Annotated in this window: 5 protein-coding genes; all 5 read right to left on the bottom strand. The window is 41.7% G+C overall.

Annotated features, from left to right (window positions below):
• Positions 1-71: 71 nt before the first annotated feature.
• On the bottom strand, positions 72-1,976 hold the full coding sequence (locus tag DWW91_RS14960; RefSeq protein WP_007655036.1) for a RagB/SusD family nutrient uptake outer membrane protein: 1,905 nt from the start codon (positions 1,974-1,976) through the stop codon (positions 72-74).
• Between the two features lie 16 nt (positions 1,977-1,992).
• Complete coding sequence (locus DWW91_RS14955) at positions 1,993-5,424, bottom strand: TonB-dependent receptor (RefSeq protein ID WP_122328180.1); 3,432 nt, start codon at positions 5,422-5,424, stop codon at positions 1,993-1,995.
• Between the two features lie 688 nt (positions 5,425-6,112).
• Positions 6,113-7,906, bottom strand: coding sequence for a RagB/SusD family nutrient uptake outer membrane protein (locus DWW91_RS14950; protein WP_122328179.1), 1,794 nt, complete (start codon positions 7,904-7,906; stop codon positions 6,113-6,115).
• Positions 7,907-7,921: 15 nt separating this feature from the next.
• Positions 7,922-11,272, bottom strand: coding sequence for a TonB-dependent receptor (locus DWW91_RS14945; RefSeq protein ID WP_046145384.1), 3,351 nt, complete (start codon positions 11,270-11,272; stop codon positions 7,922-7,924).
• Between the two features lie 698 nt (positions 11,273-11,970).
• A complete protein-coding gene (locus DWW91_RS14940) occupies positions 11,971-14,007 on the bottom strand; it encodes a glycoside hydrolase family 2 TIM barrel-domain containing protein (protein WP_122328178.1) in 2,037 nt (678 codons plus the stop codon).
• Positions 14,008-14,193: the final 186 nt, after the last annotated feature.

Genomic DNA, 14,193 nt, shown 5'->3' with positions numbered 1-14,193 from the left:
CTTACAAGTAACCTTTACAGCAGGCAATTGTAGCTGTAAAGGTTACTTCGTTTTATCTATAATCGGAACAATTAATATTCCCAACCCGGTGTAGGTGTCAAATTCGTATTAAGCTCTGTTTCACTCTTGGGGACAGGCCAAGTGTACCACTGGTCGCCAATCCAATCATAAACAGTACCTCCGGTACTCTCTGTTCCGCCCCATGCATGCTGGGCAACCTTTTCACTGAATTTTGTTTCTTTCAACGTACGCCAACGCATTTCATCAAAAAAGTTTATACCTTCGTTCACAAACTCACGACGACGTTCGTCACGCACATAGTTACGTGCAGTTGTCTGATCTAAGAAGCTGGAAGCCATAGTCGGTATACCGGCGCGGTCGCGAACTTCTTTCACCTTGGCCATAGCGCCAGAGAGATCATTCTTTTCAACAAGTGCTTCGGCCCACATCAACAATACATCTGCATAACGAATGATAGGTTCATCTACCGGATTCTGCTCACGACGCAGGTATTCCAACCCCTCACCGATAAATTTACGATGAATATATTTAAATTCAGCCTGTGCATTCATAAAACCGGAAGCATAATAATCGCTCGGTAACTCCGGATTGGCATTCGGTTCGGCATTTGCCTGATCTGCATAATATTTACCAGCAACAGGCCAACGGAACGTGTACCACGCTTCTGCCGTAGAATTACTATTTACCCCCAAATAATTGGCATAAGGTGTCACAACATTGTAAGCCAAGCGCGGGTCACGATTGGCATATGCTGTTTTTAAACGAGCCTCATTACCTTCCGGCAAATAAATAGCCTGAATTTCTGCGGGCAATTTGGCCAGTTCCGTATCAACTGCCTTCGTAACCGTAGAATGGATTTCCTTTCCATTCACGAACTTATCGCGAATAAAGAATACTTTGCGATATTTCGTGTGTCCTTCGGCTGTCTCCATGTCAGTCACTTTCTTCCAATCAGACAAATAGTCCTCCCAAGCAAACTTTTTAACAGTCTGCCCATTCACCTCTTCATAAAGGTTTACCAACGCAGGAGTCACCTGCAAGTCACCCCAACAGCCACGGCTATCTTTAGCTCCCTGGGTAAATGCCGCACAATACTTTTGTATTCCCGTACCATAACCCGTAGGATCTTCTATATACTGCACAGCCAAAATAATCTCTTCACAACGCTCGTTAGCAACCTTAAACAGCTGTTTGTAGTCCGGGAACAATTTGTAACCACACTCACCTACCTTAGCAAAGTCTGCTATTGCTTTATCATACTCCTTTGTCAACAGATATGCTTTACCACGCAAAGCATAAGCAGCCCCTTTACTTACTCGCCCTTCTCCTTGGATTTGATTGTCAGGTAAATTCGGCTCAGCTATAGCATCGCTTAAATCCTTAATAACTTGAGCCCATACCTCCTGTTCCGAACTTTGAGGCTTGTCACATTCAGACGGGTTCACCGGTTCCGTATACAAAGGTACCCCTAATCCGCCATTACCGAAAAGAATGTTCAAACGATCGTAAAAGAATGCACGAAGTACTTTACACTCAGCAATCAAACGAGCTTTTTTAGCTTCATTGATAGGAGCATTTTCAATACCAGCTATAGCGGCATTAGCCCGATGCACACCGTCATACATCCATTGCCATGTTTTTAAGAAAAACCCGTTACTGGGATTGACCGATTTAGTAAACAAGTTTTGCATGCCATACTCTCCCTGTCCGGTCATACCAAACGCATCATACCCATAATAACCAATCATGGCATCGGCACCAATAATTTGATTTCCATGGAAAGGTCTCTGCAAGGAGTAATACACGCCAATAACGCCCTGGTCAACGCTTTCTTCGGTAGTCCACATAGTACCACTGGAAAGCTTATCATTAGGTGCCGTATCCAAAATATCCGTACAGGATGTTGCGACTCCGAAAACAGCCGCCAATGTTAACAAATTAAATATCTTTTTCATCTTTATGTGCTTTTAATTAAAAGGTTACAGACAGACCTCCTGAGAACATACGTGCAATCGGGTATGCGGCAAGCGAGCCACCCAATTCAGGGTCTACGCCTGGGAATCTATCGGATTTGAAAGTCAACAAATTCTCTCCGGATACAAATACTCTCAAATTATTGATCTTTGCAGGTGCAACCCACTTCTTAGGCAATGTATATCCGATTTGTAATGATTTCAGCTTAACAAACGACGTATTATACAAATAGAATGTATTTGAAGGGGTAGTACCACCGGAAGTAAGCAGACGAGGATACTCGTTAGAGATTCGGGCATTCGGGTCAGCTGCAGGATCGTAGGAAGAACCGATGACAACGCCCTGCTCATTTTTAATGATGCCAGCATGTGAAGCTTCCGAATCGTAGAAATAATATCTGTTCCAAGCATCGCCAGGCAAAGCATCACCGGTATTAGTAATCATAGATCCATTTGCTCCTTTCGAATTAATGTAATGATAACCGCCAAAGCGTCCTGACCACATCATATTCAAATCAAAACCACGCCAAGAGGCATTGATATTAAAGCCCAAAGTAACCTTCGGAGTCGAGCTCTTACCGGTAAATTCGCGGTCATCATCATTTCCATATTTACCATCACCATTCAAGTCGGCCATGATCAAGTCGCCATACCATAAATTGGAACCATTCGAATTAATTTGTTTCAAATTATTATTGAAAGTATATCCGGCAGCCAACATCGCAGCCACCCAATCCAAATCGGCCTTCGTACGAATCATACCGTCACGAGGTCCTCCATTCGGATTAACACTACCGTCGGCCAACTTATAAGAACCGTCACCGGAATAAGGACGACGCAAGAAAAACTCATCTATCATGTGTCCTTCTACACGACGGGTATCACCTCCGGTAGAAACATCTGCCAAATTAGTATAACGCATTGTCGGATTACCCCAGATATCTTTGACATCTTCATCCAACTCATACCGCAATTCGCCTTTAAAATCGGTTACTCTATTCTTATTGAAAGCCAAGTTGATCCCTACGCCATAACGGAAATCTTTAATCTGATCGTTCCAACCCAAGTTCAGTTCAAGACCACGGTTAGACAAACTGGCTGTGTTTGACATAGGAGCACTGATACTACCCATTGTTTTATACATAATGGAATTAGTAAGAATATCCGAAGTCTTTCGCAAATAGAAATCAGCTTCCAAACTTAAACGTTGGTTAAGGAAAGAGGCATCCAAACCGATGTTATAAGTGGTCACTTTTTCCCAAGAAAGTGCCAGGTTTTGAATAGAAGATTGTATCAAACCATTTTGTACTCTTTCGTCAAACACATTGTTCACTTTCTTATACAAAGCTTGCCAGTCATAATTACCCCCTACGGTGTTACCCAACGAACCATAAGAAACACGAAGTTTCAAATTGTTAACTGCATTTTTGACGGGTTCGAAGAAAGATTCTTCACTGATACGCCAAGCAGCAGACCCGGATGGGAAAAAACTGCTACGATGTCCGGGAGCAAACTTGGAAGAAGCATCTGACCGGAAACTGAATTCAAACAAATAACGGTTATCATAAGCATAGTTTGCACGTCCGAAATAAGATAATATAGCATTCACCGACTTGGCACTACCACCAATGGATTGCATTTCCGCACCAGATGTTATATCAGTAATACTCCAATCTATCAAACCTTTCTTTGTTGCACTGAATCCTGTAGTTTCACCACGATACTGCTCATAACCGAATAAACCTGCCACATCGTGTTTCCCGAATGTATTGTTATAGCGTAACATCAAGTCAGCCGTATAACTGGTCGATTCATACGAATAACGATAAGTCGTAGCCTGGTCCAAGACACCCAATCCTTCTTTCGGTGTTTCAAAACTCTCGCGAAAACTATAACGAGGCAGGTTTTGAGAGTAATGTTCGTCTTGGCGGCTGTACTGGCTCCAGTTGAATTTGGCTTCGGCTACCAAACCTTTCAAAGGTAACTCGACGTTGGCATACCATGTCGTATTGAGGCGTGTATATGTATTCTGTCCTCCATTGGCTGCCACTCCTTGCAAAATATTATCCTTTTGGGTTACTTCCGGATGTTCGCTACATCCATACTTGCCATCATAGATAGGAGTCTGCCCGGGCCATGCCTGAAGCAAATAAGTCATAGACGTACTTCCCGGATCCTTGAACTCTTTGGTTCCATAGGTTTGTGTTCCGAAAGTAATGATATCTGCTATTTTTGTTTCTATATTGGCACGGATATTGAAACGTTCCATGCTTGTATTATCCAATGTACCCGGATTATTCTGATAACCCAGCGAAAGCAGATAAGTGGTATTCTTGCTACCTCCCGACACATTGACACCATATTTCTGATAAAAGGCGGGTTCAAACAAAATTTGTGCCCAGTCTGTATTCGGGTATGCCAACCAGTTTGGAATCTGTTGCCCTGTAACAGGATTCGTATAGATTCCGTTCGGATTCAAATCAGCTTGACGCCATTCTTCAATACTTTCAAGGCTATAGTCTGGTGTATTGGCAGTCGGGTTGGCATTCAGCTTAGCAATATTGTGCAACTCCATGAAATCTGCCGTACTTGACATCAATTTAAAATCGGTAATCGGCTTTTCCTGTGCAAACATAGCATTGAAAGTCACTCTTGGGCTTTCGTCTTTTTTCCCTTTTTTGGTTGTTACCAAAATAACACCGTTGGCTGCACGTGAACCATAGATTGCCGCCGCACTGGCATCTTTCAAGATTGAGATGCTTTCAACGTCATCCGTATTCAGCGGAGCCATATCAGCAGCAACACCATCGACCAATACCAATGGGCTACTATTGTTGAATGAACCTTGGCCACGCACCTGGATACCGATACTTTCGTCACCAGGGTTACCACTTCCTTGAGTAACGCGTACACCTGGAGCCGCGCCCACCAAAGCCTGTCCGAGGTTCATCACCGGGCGGTTGGCTATTTTTTCCGCACTAACGGATGCTACCGAACCTGTCAGGTTCACTTTCTTCTGCGTACCATAACCAACTACTACCACTTCTTCCAACGCTTGCGAGTCTTCTTTTAGGTTAATAGAAAATGACGTTTGGTTTCCTACAGGGATCTGTTGTTCCACGTACCCGATAAAAGTTATAACCAAAACAGCATTAGGAGAAACTTCCAGATTGAATTTACCGTCCATATCGGTGATCGTTCCGTTAGTTGTGCCCTTTTCGACAACATTGGCTCCGGCAATCGGTCCTAAAGCGTCCTCAACTGTTCCTGTTACTTTCTTCTTCGCTTGTTGAGGAGAAGCAACAAGCGAAGAAGAAACGGGAATCTCTATTCCCGGATTGGCTGAAGCCAACCCCACAGATGTCAAAAGCAAAGTTGCTCCTAAAAACATCCGTTTTGATAAATAAAAACGATTAAAATCCTTCGTCATAATAACACCAGATTTAGTTAATGAATAAATTGTGTTTGCGCACACCAAATCACTACAACTTGTTGTGCAAGAATTTTAGCCCGTTCGTTTCACATAAAAAGGAAATAGTCCTAGCTGGACTGTGTCCATTTATTCATTAACTAATTATTAGATTTTGGCTCATCAGTAATTTTTTACAAATAAGAAAACAACTGAGAATAAAGCTCTTTCTCTTTTTGTTTTTCAATAGCAGGACAAAAGTAGTTTAGAAAAGTCGTTGGAATTCTATTACTTAATATTAATAGAAAAACAGTAATTGATATAACCTAATTTTGAGAAATGAATGTTCTATTTCTACCTGTCAGAACTTCAATAGTTAGTGCAAATTGACCATAATCTATGCACTATATTCATATACAGCCCATTACTATTGTGTTAATTTTTTATTTTTGGACAATAAATGCACCAATATTAGACAAAAATGTATGTTAACAGATCATACGATGTGTTACTTTTGTGCCGTACAGTTTTGTTTCATGATATGGACACAGTCCAGCTAGAACTATACTCTCCATAAAAAAAAGGATAAGGCATTAATCAATAACACCTTATCCCATAAACATTTCCTTATCAAAAGAACTTCTTACAATTCCTGTTTAAGGATTATTCTTTTAACAGAGTAACTATTCGGTAGAACAGATCTCGATAATTAGTTTATCCAACCATCATTCTGAACCAGATTGCTATTTCTTTCACATTCCGTGCTTGGAATAGCCCAGGTATAAAGATAATCTCCACCCCATGAGAACGGATTTACGACAGTACCCCAGATTTCTTTGGAACCATCACCAGTTTTACACCAGTCACCGATCGTTCTCCAACGAATTTCGTCATACAGGTTAACACCTTCCAAAGATAATTCCCAACGACGTTCGTTACGGATACGGGTACGCATATTTTCCTGGCCACTTACATAAGTTGGTTTACCGGCATCTGTTGTCTGCAATAATGCAGCACCGGCTCTCTCACGTACAGAGTTTACCAAATCAACAGCTTCCTGCTTAAAGCCTTGTTCATTGATAGCTTCAGCCAGCATCAAGACTACGTCTGCATAACGGATCAACGGATAATCCCAGGGGCAATATTCACGATTAGGAGTTTCAGACGATCCTTCCGCAACAAATTTGCGATACAGATAGTAGAACAAAGTCTGGCTATCCGTTCTCAGGTCATACGGTTCGACTTCATCTGAGTTGGTTGCCGGCCAACGCAAGGTATAAGTATATTCTTTTGAACCGATTGCCCCGTTATATTCAGCATACGGAGTAATGACAGTCGCTTCCAGACGAGGATCGCGATTTTCGTAGGCTTTACGCAAACGGGCTTCATTTCCGGAAGGTAGATATTTGGACATATCAGCTCCATTTTTCACGGCCAGTTCAAAACCTGCACGCAGTTTTGATTTTATATCTTCCGAATAAGTATCCCACTCACCGACAGTATCGCGGAGGAAGAAAACCACACGTTCTTTAGGAGTCATCTCATTATATCCCGGTAGGAAGTCATTCCAGTTAAACGGCTTACCGTCTGCACATTCAAATGATTCCACCCAGTTTACACTCGGCAGATAACTATTCCAGCAAGAGCCAAAAGAAACACGTGAACCTAACCAGAATTGTGTTTTGGAACCATAATCTTTGATACCAATATTCTGTTCCGAGAAAATCATCTCATCACATTGTTCATTATCTGTTTTGAAGAGTTGTTTGTAATCCCCCTGGAACAATGCAAAACCGGCATCTCCGACTTTACGCAAAGCAGTTTCCGCCTTTGCATAATCTTTCATCCACATATATGTCTGTCCCAGCAAAGCATATGCCGCACCTTTCGTTGCACGACCATAATTAGCATCACCTTTCGCATACTTATTCGGCAAATTAGCACTGTTGATGCAGTCGTTCAAGTCGGAGATAATAACTTCCCATACTTTGTCAGCCGTTTCACGTCCATTGGTACACTCGCTGTCTTCCACCGGTTCCAGATAAACAGGAACACCCTGGAATACACGGTTCAGACGGAAATAATAGTAAGCACGCAAGAATTTGGATTCAGCGATCAAACGATCTTTCTTTGCATCATCCAATGGAGCTTCCGGTAAATGGGCTATGGCATCATTTGCACGGTGAATACCTTCATACAACTGTTTCCAGGTATCAGAGAACAAACTATTGCCGGCAGTAATTGTTCCATTCAGCAAATCCTGAGGATCACGGGCCTGACCGGCAAACCCCATAGCGTCTTGTGTAAACATTTCATGTGCAACCTTAGCCTCACGCAATGTGGCATAGATACCATTCACACCCATATCACACATCGTTTCATTTCCCCACATGGCTCCGGAACCTACCTTATCGTATGGATTCGTATCCAACAAATCAGGTTTACAAGCTGTCATAACCGAAGCAACAGCTGTAACAACTAATATTTTATTTACTAATTTCATTGTCTTTTCTCTTTTTTAGAATGTAACACTAATACCCGCAGCAAACTGGCGTAAAGACGGATAGTTTGTAGTTGCCCCCATTTCAGGATCCTGACCGGGGAATGATGTTATGGTAAACAAGTTTTCACCAGACAGATATACACGAACCCTTTCTGCAGAAATTTTTTCTGTCAGAGTTACAGGCAATGTATAGCCGATTGTCAGATTCTTCAATTTCATATAAGTACCGTTGTACAAATAATAATTGCTGGTTTGACGGCTCTGTTTCGAGTTTTCTACCAAACGGGGAATATAACCATTCAGATTAGTTCTCGAATCAGTTGGATTTTCAGGATCGTAGAAGTAATGATCATTCGCAACCCGCTCAGATGTTGCAAAACCATTTCTGATTGCTACACTATTATACGGATCTTCTTCCCAATACAGTTTGAAACCACCGTTGCCAGCCCACAACATACTTAAATCGAAGTTTTTCCAACTGGCGCTGATATTGATACCATAACCGAACTTAGGCATAGCTGAAGATCCTTGGAAGTCATAATCATAAGAACTACCGTAAATACCGTCGCCATTCAAATCCGCATAAATCAAATCACCGTAATAGATATTATTTCGACCGACACTCTGGTTTGGCATAAATTTGTAACCGGCATCTATCATGGCATTCAACCATTTCATATCACCTTCCGTACGGATCATACCATCTTTCGGACCACCATTTATATTTACGGAACCATCGCTGTTAAAATGGGTTCCATTACCGGAATAAGTATTCAATGTATAATATTCTTTGATCGGATGTCCTTCTACGATACGTCCCTTATCTTTATCCACAGATACATCACCGATATTCGATTGCCATACTTTCTTACCGTCTTTCTCTACCCAACCGGCTTCATACTTACCCAGGTATTTTGTTACCTCATTATGATTGTAAGAGAAATTGGTAGAAACAGCATAATTGAAATCACCTACATGGTCTTTCCAGCCTACAGTCAATTCAAAACCGCGATTCGTAACCTCGGCCGTATTCATGGTCGGAGGAGTCTTAATACCCATTGTCAAGTGAAGGTTCGGAGTTGTCAGGATACCATCCGTTACCTTATTATATACGTCCAACTCAGCTGTCAAACGATTATTGAGAAAACCGGCATCCACACCAAAGTTCGTAACAGTCGTGCTTTCCCATTCCAGACGCGAGTTACCGATCCTGTTCTGTGCCAAAGCAGCAGCCTGAGCCCCTCCAAAAGAATAATTATAAGTCTTATAAGTAGCCTGATAACCGTAATAGTCCTGGTAACCATCCTTATCTGTAATGCGGTTGTTACCTATTTGTCCCCAGGAAGCACGGATTTTCAGGTTAGATAACCAGCCGATATTCTTCATAAATTCCTCTTCAGACAGACGCCAGGCAGCAGAGAATGACGGGAAGATACCCCAACGCGAATCTGAATTGAAACGGGAAGAACCGTCATAACGAAAGTTAGCCTCAAACAGATATTTAGACAGATAAGCATAATTCAAACGGCCGAATACAGAACGAAGCGCTTCGTCTTTCGCCGTACCGGTACTGGTCTGCATTTCTGTGGCTGCATCGGGTACACTGATACTCGGGTCTATCAAACCTTTTTTCTGTTGCTTATGCTCGTATTGTTTATAGAAATATTCGTTGTAACCAACCATTACATTCAAATCGTGACCACCTTTGAAGCTCTTGTCATAACGCAGGATATTTTCAAGCGTATATGTTTCTTCCGCATACGACTTCCAGGTTGTCGTCATCTGGTCCGGAGTCGTTGCTGTAGAAGCAATCTCACCATTACTGAAGGTATAGCGGGCCAACGGAACTGTATGTGAGTTATATTCGTCAAAACGACGTCCGTAATTAAAGTTGAAATCCCAGCTCAGACCTTCCATAAACTTGATCTTACTATACATCGTTGTATTAAAACGGGAAGAACGGTTCTGTCCGTCGGTCTGTTTCAGATATGCCCAAATATTATTAGCGGTAGAACTTTCTTCGGCTGCTTCCTTATATCCCATTTTTCCATCATACATGCCAATCAAACCCGGGGTAGTCTGGCGGATAAAGTTCAACATACCGGTATCAGCGTAATTACCCTGATCCTTATCGTTCATAATAGCATATGTACGGGTTCCCAAGGTCAACCATTTGTTTACATTCGCTTCTACGTTGGCACGCAATGTGTAACGTTTCAAACCGGTGTTTTCCACCAAACCAGGGTTATCCATATAACCGGCAGACAATAAAAATGTAACCTTTTCACTTCCTCCGTTCACGGACACGACATGGTCCTGAACCAGATTATTTTTATACATTTCTTTGTTCCAGTCCGTATTCGGATAAGCCAGCCAGTTAGGAACACCGTTTGCATTCAGGCCATTCGGATCTGCATTGGCAGCTTCCCAGGCTTCGATTGTTGCTGCTGAAAATACATCATTGTAACCCTCATTGAATTTGGCTTCATTGATCAAACGCATATGCGTAGGATAATCCGTTACAAAATCGAGCAGGTTAGATGGCTGAGCCATAGAGAAAGTACCTGAATAAGTTACACGGATCTTTTCACGGTTACCTTTTTTCGTTGTGATCAAAATTACACCATTGGCAGCACGTGAACCGTAAATAGCAGCCGATGCAGCATCTTTCAATACGGAAATCGTCTCAATATCCTGCGGATTGACAGCGTCCATCGAGGCTTCCATTCCATCGACCAAAACCAACGGACTGGCATTGTTCAATGTACCTGTACCACGAACACGGATCGTAGCACCGTCGTCGGTCGGATTACCTTTGCTTTGCATAACCTGCAAACCGGCAGACAGACCTCCCAAGGCTGATGATACGTTTGTAATAGGACGGCTGGCAGCTTGTTCTGTAAAATCTACGGAAGAAACAGAACCTGTTAAATTCACTTTCTTCTGCGTACCGTAACCAACAACTACTACCTCATCCAATGCCTGGGAGTCTTCCTTCATCTGGATTTTGAAGGAAGTTTGGTTACCTACTGTAATTTGCTGTTCCGTATAACCAATAAAAGAAACAACCAGAACTGCATTAGGAGAAACATTCAACGTAAATTTACCATCCATGTCAGTAATGGTTCCGTTCGTGGTTCCCTTCTCAACTACATTTGCTCCGGCAACCGGACCAAACTGATCTTCTACTACTCCACTCACCGTTTTCTGTGCTTGCTGTGGAGAAGCCATGAAAACATCTGATTCTGGAACATTCATTCCCAGAGCTGTCGGACTGGCCGATGCAACTCCCACAGATGCAAGGAACATCGTAGCTCCTATAAACATCTGTCTTGAAAAATAATAACGATTAAAATCCTTCGTCATAATAACACCAGATTTAGTTAATAAATTGATTTTGTTTGCGCACACTAAATCTTGTCGACTTAAATGTGCAGGAATTTTAGTTTTGTTCGTTTCTACCAAATGAAATAGTCCTGTGTGGACTATGGACTATTATTATTCAAGAATCATTGCTTTTTTAGAGTCAAATATTAGTTTTCACAACGTAGATAGTAGTTTTGACAAATTCTATTTTTCAATTGGAGAGCAGTGATTATCATAGGAGAATGACAGGAGAAATTTTCAGCATAATATTAACGTTGATAATCGCCAATAGAATAATAACAATCTTTTTTTATCTTGTATTTCTACCCCTCTTCATTCGGCTGAATTTAGAGATATCTTACTAACTGAAACAATCGGTCAAAATATACTTGGCTTATATACAAGCTATTATACATCTGTTAATTTTTCAGCTATGGACAATTTATACATATCTATTAGACAAAAATGTATGTTTATATTTTATACAATCTGCTACTTTTGTCCCGTTCTGTTTAGTTAAAATAAAAGACATAGTCCACACAGAACTATATTCACAAAAATAAAAAGGGATAAGGTATTAATCACTAACACCTTATCCCATAAAGACTTTCCTACTAAATAATTCCCAATAACCTTTATTAAATTACCATTCTTTTTGCAAGAACTACAATTCAGTAGAAAAAAACCATCTATTATGTTTACTTACAAGTCCAGTTTACTGTATCAGTTATGTTGTTTTTCTTCTGTATGCCACGCACTTCAATTGTATTTTCCCCGTCTTTCAGGTTTACACCATTCCAAACAAAAGTGGCATAATTATCCGGTCCCTGTACACCTATACTTTTTCCGTTTACGAACAATTCAACCTGGGGAAGATTAGAAAATACCATTATATCGGTCACTTTCGTATCACGGTCACGATGACGGCGGTTAGCGATATAAACAAATTTGTCATCCTTATTCCAGTTCGCCTTATAATAATAGAAAGCATCCTTCTTCACTTTACGGTCGAAAGTAACCAGACCTTTGTCATTGATTCCCGGACGATCGCCTTCCGTACGGTGAGCGGCACCAAAGTCAAACAGGTTCCAGATAAACGATCCCCACACAAACGGGCGTTCTGCAATAGCCTCCCAGTTGCCCATATGATAGAATGTCTGGAAATTCTCCGGATGCCACCAGCCCGAAGCAACACCTGGTTTAATAGAGTCCTGCTGATGATAGATACTTGCCCCGGCACCATATTCACTGATACCGATCTTATAATCCGGATGCGCCTTATGATTAGCGTCCAGCCATTTTCCCATATCTGAAGGAGAACCGCCATACCAGCCGAAATACTGGTTCCAGGCAATCACATCGGTTATTTTACTGATATCGCTATCGTACGACAGGAAGCTGGCAGCCGTTGTCGGACGCGTCGGATCTTCCTGATGAGCTAATTCATTCAACTCTTTGATATATTCAATCGGATTATCACCATGTGTTTTCAGTTCGTTGAACAATCCCCAGAAACAAATGGACGGGTGATTGTAGTGCTGGCGAATCAATTCTTTCAACTGTTCTTTACCATTTTCGCGGAAAGAAGGCAGATCGTTGAATCCCCTGTCCTGATAACCGCCCGGACCAATGAAAGGAATTTCCGCCCAGGCAACGATACCATATTTATCCATCAGATCATAAAAATAAGTAGCCTGCGGATAATGAGCCAAACGAATCGCATTCGTTCCCATCTCGGCAATAATGGCAGCATCTTCTTCATGGTGTTCTTTATACAACGCATTTCCGCGTTCGGCACGGTCCTGATGGCGGCACACACCGTGCAGTTTCAGATGTTCCCCGTTCAGGAAGAAACCTTTTTCTGCATCCACATGATAAAAGCGCAAGCCCAGCGGCTGAGTTACCTTATCTATTTCCTGTCCGTCAGCCAGCAATGTCACTTCCGTACGATACATAAACGGATCTTTCCGCCCATTCCACAAATGAGGATTTTTAATAGAAAATTCCAGTCCTGCAGTATGTATCTGATTTGCATCCACAGTCAGATTTATATCCTGCTGCTGCACAATCTTGTTTCCATCCCAGATTTTCACATTCACCTGTACCGGTTTTGACGTGGACGAACCGTTTGAAACCAAGACTTTAGCTTTCACATCCGCCTGTTCTTTCGTTACATTATTTTGTATCAGATAAACTCCGGGAGAAGCATAATCGGTCAGTGAAATATTTACCGGATCGGTAATGATCAGGTTTACATCACGATAAATGCCGCCATAGAAATTGAAATCACCGACCAACGGCATGATATCCAGTTGCAAGGCATTATTCACCTTTACCAATATCTTATTCTCGGCACCATACTGTACTTTATCTGTTATTTCAAAAACAAACGCACCGTAGCCACCTCGATGTTCACCCAGGCAAACTGAATTAACAAAAACCGTTGCGATTGTATTGACGCCTTCAAAACGCAGGAACAAACGTTTTCCTTTCCACTCGGGTTTTACGAAAAGAGTTTTTTCATAGTTACCCATTCCACGGTAATAATCCTGTTTACCGGATAAGGCATCGCCGCTATTCCATGTATGAGGCAGATTGACTCTTTGTTCACTCTTCTTCTGCACCTGATGCGAGAAACGGAACATCCAGTCGTTATTCAAAAGTATCTCCTTACGGGATGCATAAGTAAATGTGCTGCAAAGTACCAGCAACAAACCAATAATAATGTGTTTCATGTTATTTATTTCTGATTCCGGTAACAAAGATAAAACGAACCTTTCGATAGGAAAGACACTTTTTGTCTAAGAAAAGGTACTTTTTTGTCCAAATATGCCTTTTTATGAATAGCGGACAGTAAAAAATTCATTAGCTTTACATCGAATCTTCATACCGTTCTTCATTACTCATCTATAGTATGTTAG

The sequence above is a fragment of the Parabacteroides sp. AF17-3 genome, from assembly GCF_003635445.1.
GTDB lineage: Bacteria > Bacteroidota > Bacteroidia > Bacteroidales > Tannerellaceae > Parabacteroides > Parabacteroides goldsteinii.
Note: the sequence above shows the minus strand (reverse complement) of the source record. Positions and strands in the feature narration are given on the sequence as shown.

Bases quoted from the DNA above. Each gene is read 5' to 3' on its own strand.
- DWW91_RS14960 (WP_007655036.1), bottom strand. From the start codon at position 1,976: ATGAAAAAGATATTTAATTTGTTAACATTGGCGGCTGTTTTCGGAGTC.
- DWW91_RS14955 (WP_122328180.1), bottom strand. From the start codon at position 5,424: ATGACGAAGGATTTTAATCGTTTTTATTTATCAAAACGGATGTTTTTA.
- DWW91_RS14950 (WP_122328179.1), bottom strand. From the start codon at position 7,906: ATGAAATTAGTAAATAAAATATTAGTTGTTACAGCTGTTGCTTCGGTT.
- DWW91_RS14945 (WP_046145384.1), bottom strand. From the start codon at position 11,272: ATGACGAAGGATTTTAATCGTTATTATTTTTCAAGACAGATGTTTATA.
- DWW91_RS14940 (WP_122328178.1), bottom strand. From the start codon at position 14,007: ATGAAACACATTATTATTGGTTTGTTGCTGGTACTTTGCAGCACATTT.